This is a genomic window from Dactylosporangium sp. NPDC049140, assembly GCF_040648435.1.
Genome location: NZ_JBEZDS010000024.1, coordinates 136,415 through 150,875 on the forward strand (window position 1 = coordinate 136,415; position 14,461 = coordinate 150,875).

Genomic DNA, 14,461 nt, shown 5'->3' on the forward strand with positions numbered 1-14,461 from the left:
GTAAGCCTCCAATGGTCCTTACAGCCACGTGGCGGCAGAGGGCCTGGAAGTGACGACTGCAACAAACCTGCAAACGCCACGCGTTGACTCCCCGCAGCGCCGGTGCCAACCTGGTCGCCAGGAATGCGCTTTCCTGTGACTGGAGGACCGATGCACGTAGGGATCCGGGCCGGCCTTACCGCCGCCACGGTAGCCGGGCTGGTCGCGACCGGCGTGGTCTTAGCCGCCCAGGCCAACGCCGGCTCGCCGGCGGTGCCCGCCCTGGCACGCGGGGTCCTGGCCGCCAACGACGGCTGGGGCTCGGCGGGCGCGGGCACCACGGGCGGCTCCGCCGCCGACGACGCGCACGTCATCGTCGTGCGGACCCGCGACGAGCTCGCCGCCGCGGTGGCCGGCAGCACGCCGAAGATCGTGCTGGTGGCGGGCACGATCGACGCCAACGAGGGCCGCAGCTGCACCGACTACGCGGACCCGGAGTACAACCTGCAGGCGTATCTGACCGCGTACGACCCGGCGACCTGGGGCCGCGTGGCGCCCACCGGGCCGCTGGAGGACGCCCGGGTCCGCTCGGCGAAGACCCAGGGCCTCAAGGTCAAGATCGACGTCGGGGCCAACACGACGATCTACGGGCTGCGCAACGCCCGGATCAAGGGCGGCGACCTGCTGCTCACCAACGTCAACAACGTGATCATCCGCAACGTGGCCTTCGAGGACGCGTACGACTGCTTCCCGGCCTGGACGCCGACCGACGGGGCCACGGGCAACTGGAACTCGCTGTACGACAGCGTGTCGCTCAGCGGCGCCACGAACGTCTGGCTGGACCACAACTCGTTCACCGACGGCGCGAACCAGGACGTGAACCAGCCGATCTACCTCGGCCGGCCCTACCAGGTGCACGACGGCTCCTCGGACATCATCAAGGGCTCCGACTACGTGACGGTGTCGTACAACAACTACTTCGAGCACGACAAGACGATGCTCATCGGCTCGACGAACACGCCGGGCGTCGACGTGGGCAAGCTGCGCGTCACGCTGCACCACAACCGGTTCGCCGGCGTCGGCCAGCGGGTGCCGCGGGTCCGCTTCGGCCAGGTGGACGTGTACGACAACTACTACTACGCCACCGACGAGGACACGTTCGTCTACGCGATCGGCGTGGGCGTGCAGTCGCAGGTGTACGCCGAGAACAACTTCGTGCTGCGCAGCGCCGACACCCCGCTCAGCGCGTTCGTCTACAACTGGGGCGGCACGCAGATGACGGAGAAGGGCACCCTCGCGCGGGTCGGCACCGGGCCGGTCGTGGCGGTGAACCTGCTGAACGAGTACAACGCGGCATTCGACCCGGACATCGCGACCGACGCCGGCTGGACCCCGACCCTGCGGGCGAGCCTCGACGCCACGGCCGACGTGCCGGGGATCGTGACCAAGAACGCGGGCCCGGGCAAGCTCCCGGCCTGATTGAAACGCGCGGGCCGGTCGTCCGGGTGGGCGGCCGGCCGGCGCGGCGTCTCAGGAACCCTGGGTGGGCGGCCCGCTCGGCGTCGTCTCTCAGGAACCCTGGGTGGGCGGCCCGCTCAGGGTCGTCTCGATGAGCTGGTCCAGCCAGGTGGCCAGCTTCGCCCGCGTCCAGCCCCGCTGCTCCACCAGCAGCGCCACCGCGTGCCACGTGACGAGCGCCCACAGCGTGTCGGTGGCCCGCCCCACGGTCAGCCCGGGCCGCAGCCGCCCGGCGTCCGCCGCCGCGCGCACGAGCGCCTTGAGCCCGGCGCGGCGTGCGCGTTCGTGCCGCCGCCACGCCTCGCGCAGCACGGGCTCGGCCTGCGCGGCCTCCTCGAAGGCCCTTTCCACAGGGTACCGCCGCAGCAGCGCGCCCGCGGTGTCTTCGGGCCTGGGCGCCGCCTCGGCCCGGCGCACGACGAGCAGCAGCAGGCCCGGCTTGTCGGCGAGCGCGTACACCGACTTCGGGGTGACCCCCGCCTCCTCCGCGACGGCCGCGATGGTCGTGCCCGCGTACCCGTGCCGGGCGAAGAGGCGCTCGGCCGCGACCGCGATCGCCTCCCGCGTGGCTGCGGCCTGCGCCACACGCCGGGGCGCGTGATAATTTCTCACCGCATTCGGTGCACTCATGCTCACCTCACTTCAGGGCGACTATACCGAACACGAGAACTGCTGCTGGAAGGCCCGGATCAGTGGGGTACAACCGCGGGGTTCGGCTCTTCTGAAGTCCTTTATGGACAGTCGGTGATCGTTTGAGGGCCTAGGAAATCTTCGGGAAACCCTTTGTTCACCGGCAGTTTGGTCGTAGTCTCTGTTGCGTCAGCGAGCCGCAGGAGGTGATTCCCATGGCGAAGAAGTCCAAGAAGTCGAAGAAGGACAAGAAGGGCAAGAAGAAGTAATCCTGCCCGGGACGGTGGCTCGGGTCGAGTAGCCCTCGACCCGGCACACCTCCGGCAGTTACAACTGAGCGGTGAGCTCACTCGACGGATACCTCGGCGCGGTCGTCGGCCGCCTCCAGAGCGTCTTCCACGGCCGGCTCGTCGGGGTGTACCCGGCCGGCTCGCTCGCCTTCGACGCGTACGTCCCCGGCCGCAGTGACATCGACCTGCTCGCCGTCGCCGACCACCCCGCACCCGCCGAGATCGCCGCGGTCGTCGCCGCCCTCGACCACCGCGCGCTGCCGTGCCCCGCCGCCGGCCTCGAGTTCGTGCTGTACGACCGGGCCACCCTCGCCCGCCTGGCCACCGAGGCCGGCTTCGCGCTCAACCTCAACACCGGCGCCGAGCTGCCCTACAAGGCCGAGACCGACCCCGGCGGCGGGCTCACCTTCTGGTACCCGATCGACCGCGACATGGTCCGCCAGCAGCGCCGCGCGCTCATCGGCCCGCCCTTCCCCGACCTCGTCACCCGGGTCCGCCCGCGCCGGCTGCTGCCCGTCGTCGCGGAGTCGGTCGCGGCCCAGCTCGCCGGCCTCGGCGACCACGGCGACAACGCGGTCCTCAACGGGTGCCGGGCGCTGCGGTACCACGCCGAGCACACCTGGTCGCCCAAGCGCGCCGCCGCCGCGTGGGCCGTCGAGCACCTCCCGGCGCAGGCCCCGGTGATCCGGGCCGCCCTCGCCAGCCACGCCGAGAGCCGCGCGGCGGGGCACTCCGTGGACCGGGCCGCGGCCGAGTCGTTCCTGACGAGGGTCCATGCAATCGTCACAGAGGCTGGCTAGGGTGTCCGGGTGCATGTAGCCGACAGTCATGACCTCATCCAGGTGCACGGGGCCCGCGAGAACAACCTGAAGAACGTCAGCGTCGAGATCCCCAAGCGCCGGCTCACCGTGTTCACCGGCGTGTCCGGCTCGGGCAAGAGCTCGCTCGTGTTCGGCACCATCGCCGCGGAGTCGCAGCGGCTGATCAACGAGACGTACAGCGCGTTCGTGCAGGGCTTCATGCCCAGCCTCGCCCGCCCCGACGTCGACCTGCTCGAGGGCCTGACCACGGCCATCATCGTCGACCAGGAGCGGATGGGCGCGAACTCGCGCTCCACCGTCGGCACCGCGACCGACGCCAACGCCATGCTGCGCATCGTGTTCAGCCGCCTCGGCACGCCGAGCGCCGGCCCGGCGTTCCACTACAGCTTCAACGTGCCCGCCGGGGCCTGCCCCCGCTGCGAGGGCATGGGCGCGGTCACCGACATCGACCTCGACGAGCTGTTCGACCGCGAGAAGTCCCTCGCCGAGGGCGCGATCACGATCCCCGGGTACACCGTGGACGGCTGGCTCGTGCGCATCTTCACGGCCTCCGGCTTCGTCGACCCCGACAAGCCGATCAAGGACTACACCGAGCAGGAGCGGCACGACTTCCTCTACAAGGAGCCGTGCAAGGTCAAGCTCGAGAACATCAACATGACGTACGAGGGGCTCGTGCCCCGCGTGCAGAAGTCCTTCCTGCAGAAGGACAAGGAGGCCCTCCAGCCGCACCTGCGCGCCTTCGTCGAACGGGCGGTCACCTTCACCGCCTGCCCCGAGTGCGGCGGCACCCGGCTCAACCAGGCCGCGCTCGCCTCGCGCATCGGCGGGGTGAACATCGCCGACGCGTGCGCGATGCAGATCAGCGACCTCGCCGAGTGGGTGCGCGGCGTCGAGGACCGATCGGTCGGGCCCCTGCTGGGTACCCTGCAGCGCACGCTCGACTCGTTCGTGGAGATCGGCCTCGGGTACCTCTCGCTCGACCGGCCGTCGGGCACACTGTCCGGCGGCGAGGCCCAGCGGACCAAGATGATCCGGCACCTCGGCTCGTCGCTCACCGACGTGTCGTACATCTTCGACGAGCCGACGGTCGGCCTGCACCCGCACGACATCGAGCGCATGAACGGCCTGCTGCAGCGCCTGCGGGACAAGGGCAACACGGTGCTCGTGGTGGAGCACAAGCCCGACACGATCGCGATCGCCGACCACGTCGTCGACCTCGGCCCGGGCGCGGGCGGGGCGGGCGGCACGGTGTGCTTCGAGGGCACCGTCGAAGGGCTCCGGCGCAGCGGTACCCTGACCGGCCGCCACCTGGACTACCGTGCCGGACTGCGGCCTTCCTTCCGCAAGCCGAACGGGTTCCTGCAGGTGCGGGGCGCGAACACCCACAACCTGCGCGACGTCGACGTCGACATCCCGCTGGGCGTTCTCGTGGTGGTCACCGGCGTCGCGGGCTCGGGCAAGAGCTCGCTCATCCACGGCTCCATCCCGAAGGGCGCCGGCGTCGTCTCCGTCGACCAGGGCGCGATCCGCGGCTCGCGGCGCAGCAACCCGGCGACGTACACCGGCCTGCTCGAGCCGATCCGCAAGGCCTTCGCGAAGGCCGGCGGGGTGAAGCCGGCCCTGTTCAGCGCCAACTCCGAGGGCGCCTGCCCGAACTGCAACGGCAACGGCGTCATCTACACCGACCTGGCCATGATGGCCGGCGTGGCGACGGTCTGCGAGGAGTGCGAGGGCAAGCGCTTCCAGGCCTCGGTGCTGGAGTACCGGCTGGGCGGGCGCAACATCGCCGAGGTCCTGGCCATGCCGGTCACGGAGGCGCACGAGTTCTTCGCCACCGGCGAGTCGCGCATTCCGGCCGCCCACACGATCCTGTCCCGGCTGGCCGACGTCGGCCTCGGCTACATCAGCCTCGGCCAGCCCCTGACGACCCTCTCCGGCGGCGAGCGCCAGCGGCTCAAGCTGGCCATCCACATGGCGGAGAAGGGTGGGGTGTACGTCCTCGACGAGCCCACCACCGGCCTGCACCTGGCCGACGTGGAGCAGCTGCTGGGCCTGCTGAACCGCCTGGTCGAGGCGGGCAAGTCGGTGATCGTGATCGAGCACCACCTGGCCGTCATGGCCTCGGCCGACTGGATCATCGACATCGGCCCGGGCGCCGGCCACGACGGCGGCACTGTAGTGTTCCAGGGCACCCCGGCCGACCTGGTCCGGGCCCGCTCCACCCTGACCGGTCGCCACCTGGCCGACTACGTCGCCACGGAAAGGCCGGCATGACCAAGAGCCTCGACGCCGAGTACTTCGACGACTGGTACGCGAACATCGCCGAGTCCCCGGTGCGCGACGCCATCATCGCGCGGACCCTCGACGTGCCGGCCGACCTGCGCCTGCCCGGCATCCTCACCGGCCCGGGCCTGGCCGAGGTGGGCGCGGCCCTGCGCCTGCCCGGCGACGGCCTGCTGCTGGACATCGCGTGCGGCCGCGGCGGGTACGGCATCGAGCTCGCACGCCGCGCCCAGGCCCGCCTCGTCGGCGTCGACTTCGCCGCCGTGGCCCTGGCCGCGGCCGTCCCGCTGGCCGCCGAGCGGCTGCCCGGCCGCGCCGAGTTCCGCGTCGGCACCCTGACCGAGACCGGCCTGCCCGACGACTGCGCCGACGGCCTGATGTGCATCGACGCGGTCCAGTTCGCCGCCCCGCCGCTGGCCGCCCTGAACGAGTTCCGCCGCCTCCTGAAGCCCGGCGGCCGCCTCGTCCTGACCTGCTGGGACGCCGCGGACCCGGCCGACGAGGCGGTACCGGCCCGCATCCGCGGCGTCGACCTCGCCCGCGACCTCCCGCTGGCCGGCTTCACCGGCGTCGAGGTACACAACAAACCGGACTGGCGCCGCGCCGAGCGCTCCCTGTGGGAGGAGGCGCTCGAGGCCCCGGAGGACGACGCAGCGGTACGCGCACTGCAGGACGAGGCCCGCCGCTCCCTGGCCACGTTCGACTCCATGCGCCGCGTCTTCGCCACGGCAACGGCTTAGCCCGCCCGCTCCCGCCAGAAGGCCAGGTTCGTCTGGGCGATCCTCGTGGTCTCATGGCCCGGGCCGAGAACGCGCAGGAAATCGACGACCAGGACCTCGAAATCGGCGACGGCTCGGTCCGGGTCGCCGTGCTTGCCGCGCCAGTAGGCCAGGTTGCTCCGGGCCTTGAGGGTATCGGGATGGTCACGGCCCAGGACGCGAACCATGTCCGGGATCAGTACCGCGAACGCGGCTACGGCGTCCGCATGGCCGGCCATCCCGCGCTGGTTGGCCAGGCCGCTGCGGGTGATGAGAGTCTGCGGGTGGTCGGGGCCCAGCAGCCGAATCCGATCGGCCAGGAGCTGCTCGAACGCGGCGATGGCATCGCTCGGGTCGCCGGCTCGTCCGCTCCAGGTCGCGAGCTCGCCACGCGTGCTGAGCGTGGCCGGATGGTCGGGCCCCAGTACCCGGACCTCGTCCGCGAGCAGAGCACGGAACGCCGCCACGGCGCCGGCCGCGTCGCCGGTCTTCGCGCGCCAGAAGATGAGGTAGTGCCGGCTGGCGAGGGTGGCGGGATGGTCGGCGCCGAGGATTCGCAGCCGGTCGGCGAGCAGCTCTTCGTGCGCGGCACGTGCACCGCCGGCGTCGCCCGCCGCGCCGCGCCCGTCGGCGGCATACTCTCTGGCGGTGAGCGTGCCCAGATGCTCGTGGCCGAGCCGCTCGGTGGTCTCGGCGACGAGGAACCGGTCGAACTGGCCGGCCGCGTCGAGCAGCCCGGCCTCACCGAGGCTGCGGCGCAGCCGGAACAGCACCGGATGGACGCCGATCAGCCGGTTCACCAGGTGCTCCACCCCGTTCCCGAGCAGTGCCTCGGTATTCGTCCGCAGGACCTGGGCCAGCTCCTGGTCCGGTTCCGGATGGGGCCAGGCATCGGCGACCGCCTGCGCGGCGGCCCGCACCACGGCGCCGAGGTCCGTCGGCGCGATCCGTTCGCGGGTGGCCCGCTGGACCAGGGCGTGCACCCGGACGGGCCGGGCCGCGCTCTCCGGGTCGTGACCGATGAGGTGAAGCAGGTACAGCCGCCGCAGCGCCGCGTAGGCGTCGGCGGGCGCCACCGTCAGATCGTCGAAGGTGCGCATCACGTAGCGCATGACTCGCTGCGTGATGCGATGCCGGAGCTTCTTGCGGTCCGGGCAGCTGGCGTGGTCCTCGGTGAAGACGAAGTGGTGCAGGCTGTGTCGCAGCTTGTCGGTACCGATGGTGAGAACGGCCGCCCGGATGCGCAGCGTCGTCAGCCAGGACGTCACCGCCGGGGTTTCGAACACCGCCTGCGGAATGCCGTTCGGGTCCAGCACGCTCGCCAGCCGCAGCAGCGGTCCGGCCAGGCCCTCGGGCGTCATCCCGTTGGCCAGGTCGAGCGAGAGGTCCCAGGTGGCGGCCACCCCGCGGTGCTGGTCGTCCGGGAGGGCGTGCGGCTGCAGCTCGGCCAGGCGGCGCGCCCGGTCGCTCAGCCGGTCCAGGTACTCGGTGCAGCTGATGTTCTGGTCGGCGATGTACGCGGCCGCCTGGGCCAGGGCCAGCGGCAGGTGCCCGAGCCGCTCGGCGAGCTCGGCCGCCCCGCCGAGGTTGTCGCCGAGCTTGCCGCGCAGGTAGTCGACCGACTGCCCGCGCGTGAAGACGTCGACGGTGATCAGCTGGCGCCCCGCGGTCAGCGCGGCGTCGCGGCGGCGGGTCGTCACGACCGTGCGGCCCGCCCGCGTCGTGGGCGGCCACAGGCCGGTCAGGTCGGCCGGGTCGGTGAGGTCGTCGAGGATCACCAGCCACCGGATCGGGCGGCCCGTGCCCGGGTGCGTGTGCGGCTCGGCCAGCCATTCGAGCAGGCGGTTCGCGGCCCGCGCCGGGTCGGCCTCGTCGGCGCCGGTCACCCGCGCGGCCGCGTCGGCGTAGGCGGTGATGACGCTCGCCCGGGATCCCGCGGTGACCCAGACCAGCAGATCGATGCGGTCCTCGTCCCACTGGCGGCGGGCCAGCCCCGCGGCGAGCTGCGTCTTGCCGACCCCGCCCATGCCGGCGAGGACCTGACACACCACGACGGGGCGGGCGTCGTTCGACGCGACCTTCGTGGCCAGGCTCCGGTCCACCGGCCGGTCCAGCCGCCGGTCGGCCAGCACCGGCACGACGCCGACCTGGACCGGCCACGTCACCGCCCGCCGCTCGGTGACGGTGACCGGGCCGTAGAAGTTGCCGGTCGGGCCGAGGACGGGCCCGGCGGGGGAGGACCCTACTCCGCCGCCGGCGGGGCTGGGGGGCTCGGGACCTGGCCGTACTGCACGGTCACGGGCCCCGTCATGGTGGCCGCGGCCGGGCCGTAGCTGGTGCCCACCTGCATGGTGTTGCCGTCGCCGATCTGGATGCCGTGGCTGTCGCGCACGTCCACCTGGTACTTGGCGGCCGGCCGGGCCAGGTCGAGGACCTTGCGCGCGGCGGCCAGGATCGCCTCGTCGCGGTCGGCGCCGCTCGCCCCGAGGTCCGCGCCGAGCCGGGCCTGCCACACCTGCGGATCGGCGGTCGGCTCGGCGTCGAGCTGCACGGCGGAGGCGCGCCCGTCGAGCCGGTGCCGCAGGGCGCTGCGCAGACCCGCGTACGCGTCGCCGACCGCGGTGCTCGCCGCCGCCGACGTGCCCGAGGCGGCCCCGGCGACGAGCGCGGCGATGATGATGTCCAGGCCGGTCATGCCGTCGATTGTCGCAGCCGGGCACCACGGCGGAACCCGGACCAGGGCGGCCGTCCGGCTCAAATCTGATCGCCCGGACGGTCAGCCGGATCAGGGCGGGAAGGTCACCGTGACACGTAAACCGCCCGTGGGCCGTGGCTGCGCGGACAGGTCGGCGCCGTGGGCGTTGGCGATCGCGCGCACGATGGCCAGGCCGAGACCGTAGCCGTCGCGGGCGGCGCGCACGCGCTGGGCGCCGAGGCGCTGGAAGGGCTGGAAGAGGCGGTCCAGCTCGTCCGGCGGTACCACCGGGCCCGTGTTCTCCACCACCAGCGTCGCCCGGCCGTCGACGAGATCCGTCGCCACGGTCACGGTGCCGCCCTCCACGTTGTGTTTGACCGCGTTGCCGATCAGGTTGACGATCATGCTCTCCACCAGGTCGGCGTCCCCCGTGAGCGGGGCCGCCCGCAGGGTCGGCCGCAGCCTCGGGCCGTCCAGCGGGACCACGTCGAGCGTGCGGGCGACGGCCTCGGCGAGATCGAAGGGGGCGGCGTGCTCGACGCCCTGCTCGCCGGTGGCCAGGGTCAGCAGGGAGTCGATGAGACGGGCCTGGCTCTCGCCCAGCGCGAGCACCTCGTGGGCCGCGGCCCGCAGCTCGTCCCGCGAGGCATCCGGGTCGGCCAGCGTCACCTGCAGCAGGGCCCGCTGGGCGGTCAGCGGTGTGCGCAGCTCGTGCGCGGCGCTGGCCACGAACCGGCGCTGGGCGGCGAAGGACGCCTCGAGCCGGGCGAACAGGTCGTCGAGGGTCCCGGCGAGCTCGCCGAACTCGTCGCGGCGCCCGGTCGGGCCGAGGCGGCGGTGCAGGTTGGTCGCCGAGATCTCCCGGGCCGTGTCGACCATGCTGCGCAGGGGCCGCAGGAAGCGGCCGGCGACGAACCAGCCGAGCGCGATCGCGACGACCAGCATGGCCAGTATCGAGAAGACCACGAGCGGCACGAGCCGCGAGGGCGTCTCCACGTCGGCACCCTCCGGCGGCACGGTGCCGTCGCCGACGGGTGAGCTCTGGCTCGCGCCGAAGAGCGGTACGAGCAGCAGCACGATGCCGGACACCAGGAACGGGCCGGCGTACAGGAACGTCAGCTGGCGGCGCACCGTCCATCGCCATCTCATGCCGGGCCACCCTCGCTCGCGCCGACCACCAGCACGCCGCCCGACACCGGGAAGGGCAGCTGACAGCGCACCGTCCATCGCCACCCCGAACCGGGCCGGCCAGCAGCCCGGCGACCGACCGCGTCAGTCGAAGGCGTGCTGTCCATCGCCGGTCTCGTGCCGGGCCGGCCAGCAGCCCGGCGACCGACCGCGTCAGTCGAAGGCGTGCTGTCCATCGCCGGTCTCGTGCCGGGCCGACCGGCAGCCCGGCGCCCGGCACCGGGAACGTCAGTTGACGACGTGCCGTCCATCGCTCTCCTCATGCCGGGCCGACCCGGTAGCCGGCCTCGCGGACCGTGTGGATGACGGGCGGGTCGCCGAGGCGGCTGCGCAGCCTTCGCACCGTCGTCTTCACCGCCGTCGTGAACGGGTCCGCGGCCTCGTCCCAGACCCGCTCCAGCAGGTCCTCGGCGGAGACCGGGCGCCCGCCCGCGGCCATGAGGCACTCCAGCACGCCGAACTCCTTCGGGCTCAGGTCCAGGCGCAGCCCGCCGCGGGTGGCGATGTGCCGGGACGGGTCCAGGGTGAGATCGCCGACGGTGAGCACCGGCGGCAGTGCGGTCGTCGGGCGGCGGCCCAGGGCCCGGATGCGGGCCACGAGCTCGTCGAAGTCGAACGGCTTGGGCAGATAGTCGTCGGCGCCCAGGCCGAGCCCCTCCACCCGGTCGCGGACGGTGCCCGACGCGGTCAGCATGAGCACGCGGCTGGCCGGGTGCTCGGCGACGATGTGCCGGCACACCGTGTCGCCGGCGACGCGGGGCAGGTCGCGGTCGAGGACGACCACGTCGTACCGCGTGACCGCCATACGCTCGAGCGCCTCGGCGCCGTCGAGGACCACATCCACGGCCAGGCCCTCGCGGCGCAAACCGGTTCCGATGGTCCGGGCCAGAATCTCGAAGTCCTCCACGACGAGCACGCGCATGCCTCCACCTTGCCAGGCCCCTGGTGTCAACGAGGTGACACCCGATGACACCTGGCTGCCACCGCCCGCCGCGTAGAACCGAAACCATGCATGACGCCACCATCACCGTCGACGGGCTGCGCAAGCGGTTCGGCCCCACCCTCGCCCTCGACGGCATGACGTTCACGGTCCGGCCCGGGCTTGTCACCGGGTTCGTCGGACCGAACGGGGCCGGGAAGTCGACCACCATGCGCGTGATCCTCGGGCTCGACGCCGCCGAGGCCGGCGCCGCGCTCGTGGGCGGGCGGCCATATCGCGCCCTTGACCGCCCCCTGTGCCACCTGGGCTCGCTGCTGGACGCCGCGGCCCTGCAGCCGGGCCGCACGGCGCGCAACCACCTGCTGTGGCTCGCCCACTCGCAGGGGCTGCCGTCCCGCCGCGTCGACGAGGTGCTGGAGCTGGCCGGCCTCGGCGGTGTCGGTCAGCGGCGCGCCGGCGGCTACAGCCTCGGCATGCGGCAGCGGCTCGGCATCGCCGCCGCCCTGCTCGGCGACCCGCCCGCGCTGATGCTCGACGAGCCGTTCAACGGCATGGACCCGGAAGGCATCATCTGGATGCGGACGTTCCTGCGCGAGCTGGCCCGCGAGGGCCGTGCGGTGCTCGTCTCCAGCCACCTCATGAGCGAGCTGCAGGGCACCGCCGACCACGTGGTCGTGGTCGGCCGCGGTCGGGTCATCGCCGACGCGGGCGTGGCGGAGCTGCTGGCCGGCGCCGCCAACGGCAGGATCGTCGTGCGGTCCGCCGCGATCGAGCGGGCTTCTGCGGTACTGCAGCAGGAAGCCGAAACCGTCGTTCCCAACGGCGACGGCACCCTGACCGTCACCGGCTCGGCCGCGGAGGACGTCATCGCCGCGCTCACCCGGGCCGGCGTCCCCTTCTCCGAGGTCGCCGCGCACCGCGCCACCCTCGAGGACGCCTACCTCGAACTGACCCGCGACGCGGTCGAGTTCCGCGCCACGACCCCGGGGGAGGACCGATGAGCTTCCTGCGCGTACTGCACGCCGAGTGGACGAAGCTGCGCACCCTGCGCGGCTGGGTGCTGGGGCTGTTCGCCGGGGCCGCGGTCATCGTCGCGCTCGGCCTCGCCCCGGGCCGGATGGGCTCGTGCGACGTCTCCGACTGCACCCCGGCGCTCGGGCCCGAGGGCCAGGCCGTCGCCGACAACTCCACCTACGTGCACCGAACCCTCACCGGCGACGGCAGCATCACTGTGCGGGTCGCGCACCTCACCGGGCAGCTGCCGGCCTTCGACGGGCCGCAGATGCGTGACGGGCTCGCGCCGTGGTCCAAGGCCGGCCTCATGATCAAGGACGGCACCAAGGCCGGCTCGGCGTACGCGGCCGTGATGCTGACCGGCGAGCACGGCGTGCGGATGCAGTACAACTACGTCCACGACCAGGGCCGCCCCGGCAGCGCGAAGATCAAGCCGCAACCGGTGTGGCTGCGGCTGACCCGCACCGGCGACACGGTCAAGGCCGAGCAGTCGACCGACGGCAGCGCGTGGACCGAGGTCGGCACCGCGCGGCTGCCGGGCCTGCCCGCGACCGTGACCGCGGGGATGTTCGCCACCTCGCCGCAGTACTCCGAGCAGGTCGACGAGTCCGTCGTGCTCTCCGGCGTCTCGGGCGGCCCGAGCATCGCCACCGGCACGTTCGAGAACCCGGCGACCAGCGGCGCCTTCTCGCCGGACTGGGAGGGGCCCGCCGGCGTCGCCCCGCAGGAGCCGGCGGCGCCGAGCGCGCCGGACGCGACCCGGGCCCGGTCGGCCGGGCCGCAGACCGGCTTCGTGAAGACCGCCGGCGGCTGGACCGTGACGGGGTCCGGGGACATCGGGCCCGCCGTGTCGGGCGCGTCCGGCGGCAGCGTGACGATCAGCCAGACGCTGGTCGGCACCTTCCTCGGGCTGATCTTCATCGTGGTGGTCGGGGCGGTCTACGTCACCGGGGAGTACCGCCGCGGCATGATCCGTACCACGCTCGCCGCCGTACCGCACCGCGGACGTGTCCTGGCCGCGAAGGCCCTCGTCCTCGGCGCCGCGGTGTTCGGGCTCGGCCTGGCCGTCGCGGCCGTCGTGGTCACCGGCGGGCAGGCGGTGCTGCGCGGCAACGGGGTCGCGGTGGCCTACGTCTCGGCCGCGACCGAGCTGCGGGTCATGGCCGGCACCGGGCTGCTGCTGGCCGGGTGCGCGGCGCTCGCGGTCGGCGTCGGGTCGCTGGTGCGCCGGGGCGTCACCGCGGTCACGGTGTCGATCGTCGTGATCGTGCTGCCGTACCTGCTGTCGGTCACGGTGCTGCCGCTGCGGGCCAGCGACTGGCTGCTGCGGTTCACCCCCGCGGCGGCCTTCGCGCTGCAGCAGAGCGAGCCGCGCTGGGAGCAGGTCGACAACATCTACTCGCCCGCCGACGGGTACTTCCCGCTCTCCGCTTGGGGCGGCCTGGCCGTGCTCGCCGTGTGGGTCGCCGTGGTGCTCGGCGGGGCCGGGTACCGGCTGGGGCGGAGGGACGCGTGAGGACCGCACTGCACGCCGAGTGGACGAAGCTGCGCACGGCCCCGGGCACCTGGTGGCTGCTGCTCGGCGCCGCGGCGGCGACGATCGGGCTGAGCGCGTTCGCCTCGGGGGCGGTCTCGTGCGCCGTGCGCTGCTCCGCCGATCTCGGCAAGGTCTCGCTCACCGGGGTGCAGCTCGGGCAGGCCGTGATCGCGATCCTGGCGGCGCTGGTGATCGGGAACGAGTACGCGACCGGCATGGTGCGCGTCAGCCTCGCCGCGGTGCCGCGCCGCACCCGCCTGCTCGCCTCCAAGGCCGCGGTGCTGCTCGCCACGACCACGGCGGCGTCGGTGGTGGGTGTCGCCGGGTCGGTCCTCGCCGGGCGGGCGCTGCTGCCCGCGCACGAGTTCGTGTGGCGGCCGGTGGTCGGCTCGGTGCTGTACCTCGAGCTGATCGCGCTGCTGAGCCTCGGTCTGGCGACGGCCGTGCGCAGCCCCGCGGCGGCGGCCGGGATCGTGCTGGGGCTGCTGTACGCCTGGCCGATCCTCGCCCTGGCCATGTCCGACAAGACGTGGCGGCGGCACCTGGAGCAGGTCGGGCCGGGGACCGCCGGCAGCGCCGTGCAGGCCACGAAGGACCTGGCGGCGCTGCCGATCCAGCCCTGGGCCGGGCTGGGGGTGCTGGCTCTGTGGGCCCTCGGCGCCCTGCTGCTGGGCTGGGTGGTGCTGGTCCGTCGCGACGGATAGGCCTGGTGCTGGTCCGTCGCGACGGAGTGGCCTGGTGTTCGCCGGAGAAGTGGCGAGCCGGGTCGTGCGTGTCCGTCGCGGCGGGTAGGCCGGTGTTGTGGAGC

The 14,461-nt window shown here is 73.1% G+C and carries 12 protein-coding genes; 7 read left to right on the forward strand and 5 right to left on the reverse strand.

Translation table 11 applies throughout. The features are described from left to right. The first annotated feature begins 150 nt into the window (after positions 1–150). Positions 151–1,458 (forward strand): pectate lyase, encoded by a 1,308-nt coding sequence (locus AB0B76_RS32705; RefSeq protein ID WP_360382637.1) that lies wholly within the window; start codon positions 151–153, stop codon positions 1,456–1,458. 90 nt (positions 1,459–1,548) lie between these two features. On the opposite strand, the gene AB0B76_RS32710 is transcribed toward AB0B76_RS32705, so the two are convergent. Then, positions 1,549–2,082, reverse strand: coding sequence for a helix-turn-helix domain-containing protein (locus AB0B76_RS32710; RefSeq protein ID WP_360382639.1), 534 nt, complete (start codon positions 2,080–2,082; stop codon positions 1,549–1,551). Between the two features lie 385 nt (positions 2,083–2,467). Here AB0B76_RS32710 and AB0B76_RS32715 point away from each other — a divergent pair, with 385 nt between their 5' ends. From AB0B76_RS32715 to AB0B76_RS32725, 3 genes are read left to right on the forward strand one after another with little or no spacing between them, the layout of a single operon-like run. Next, positions 2,468–3,217 carry an aminoglycoside adenylyltransferase domain-containing protein gene (locus tag AB0B76_RS32715; protein WP_360382640.1) on the forward strand — a complete coding sequence of 250 codons (750 nt, stop codon included), beginning with the start codon at positions 2,468–2,470 and terminating at the stop codon, positions 3,215–3,217. A 9-nt stretch (positions 3,218–3,226) separates the two neighbouring features. Continuing rightward, a complete protein-coding gene (locus tag AB0B76_RS32720; RefSeq protein WP_360382642.1) occupies positions 3,227–5,512 on the forward strand; it encodes an excinuclease ABC subunit UvrA in 2,286 nt (761 codons plus the stop codon). Then, entirely contained in the window at positions 5,509–6,261 is a 753-nt protein-coding gene (locus tag AB0B76_RS32725) for a class I SAM-dependent methyltransferase (protein ID WP_360382643.1), read from the forward strand. Before AB0B76_RS32720 ends, AB0B76_RS32725 begins: the two co-directional genes overlap by 4 nt. Here the strand turns inward: AB0B76_RS32725 and AB0B76_RS32730 are convergent. The 4 genes from AB0B76_RS32730 to AB0B76_RS32745 form a co-directional block, all read right to left on the reverse strand. Next, positions 6,258–8,444, reverse strand: a complete 2,187-nt coding sequence (locus AB0B76_RS32730) for a tetratricopeptide repeat protein (protein WP_360382645.1) — start codon at positions 8,442–8,444, stop codon at positions 6,258–6,260. The two genes, AB0B76_RS32725 and AB0B76_RS32730, sit on opposite strands and share 4 nt — an antisense overlap. 77 nt (positions 8,445–8,521) lie before the next feature. After that, entirely contained in the window at positions 8,522–8,974 is a 453-nt protein-coding gene (locus tag AB0B76_RS32735) for a hypothetical protein (RefSeq protein ID WP_360382647.1), read from the reverse strand. 90 nt (positions 8,975–9,064) lie between these two features. Then, positions 9,065–10,123 carry a HAMP domain-containing sensor histidine kinase gene (locus AB0B76_RS32740; RefSeq protein ID WP_360382649.1) on the reverse strand — a complete coding sequence of 353 codons (1,059 nt, stop codon included), beginning with the start codon at positions 10,121–10,123 and terminating at the stop codon, positions 9,065–9,067. Positions 10,124–10,421: 298 nt separating this feature from the next. After that, positions 10,422–11,084: a response regulator transcription factor gene (locus AB0B76_RS32745; RefSeq protein ID WP_360382651.1), complete on the reverse strand. Its 663-nt coding sequence runs from the start codon at positions 11,082–11,084 to the stop codon at positions 10,422–10,424. A gap of 86 nt (positions 11,085–11,170) precedes the next feature. Here AB0B76_RS32745 and AB0B76_RS32750 point away from each other — a divergent pair, with 86 nt between their 5' ends. The 3 genes from AB0B76_RS32750 to AB0B76_RS32760 are packed head-to-tail and all read left to right on the forward strand — an operon-like array spanning position 11,171 to position 14,357. Then, positions 11,171–12,103 (forward strand): ATP-binding cassette domain-containing protein, encoded by a 933-nt coding sequence (locus tag AB0B76_RS32750; protein ID WP_360382653.1) that lies wholly within the window; start codon positions 11,171–11,173, stop codon positions 12,101–12,103. After that, positions 12,100–13,632 carry an ABC transporter permease subunit gene (locus AB0B76_RS32755; protein ID WP_360382655.1) on the forward strand — a complete coding sequence of 511 codons (1,533 nt, stop codon included), beginning with the start codon at positions 12,100–12,102 and terminating at the stop codon, positions 13,630–13,632. Before AB0B76_RS32750 ends, AB0B76_RS32755 begins: the two co-directional genes overlap by 4 nt. Further along, positions 13,629–14,357: an ABC transporter permease gene (locus AB0B76_RS32760; RefSeq protein WP_360382657.1), complete on the forward strand. Its 729-nt coding sequence runs from the start codon at positions 13,629–13,631 to the stop codon at positions 14,355–14,357. The genes AB0B76_RS32755 and AB0B76_RS32760 overlap by 4 nt, the downstream gene beginning before the upstream one ends. The last annotated feature ends 104 nt before the right edge of the window (positions 14,358–14,461 follow it).

Coding starts and splice junctions, on each gene's coding strand:
- AB0B76_RS32705 (WP_360382637.1), top strand. CDS start 151: ATGCACGTAGGGATCCGGGCCGGCCTTACCGCCGCCACGGTAGCCGGG.
- AB0B76_RS32725 (WP_360382643.1), top strand. CDS start 5,509: ATGACCAAGAGCCTCGACGCCGAGTACTTCGACGACTGGTACGCGAAC.
- AB0B76_RS32735 (WP_360382647.1), bottom strand. CDS start 8,974: ATGACCGGCCTGGACATCATCATCGCCGCGCTCGTCGCCGGGGCCGCC.
- AB0B76_RS32740 (WP_360382649.1), bottom strand. CDS start 10,123: ATGAGATGGCGATGGACGGTGCGCCGCCAGCTGACGTTCCTGTACGCC.
- AB0B76_RS32745 (WP_360382651.1), bottom strand. CDS start 11,084: ATGCGCGTGCTCGTCGTGGAGGACTTCGAGATTCTGGCCCGGACCATC.
- AB0B76_RS32750 (WP_360382653.1), top strand. CDS start 11,171: ATGCATGACGCCACCATCACCGTCGACGGGCTGCGCAAGCGGTTCGGC.
- AB0B76_RS32755 (WP_360382655.1), top strand. CDS start 12,100: ATGAGCTTCCTGCGCGTACTGCACGCCGAGTGGACGAAGCTGCGCACC.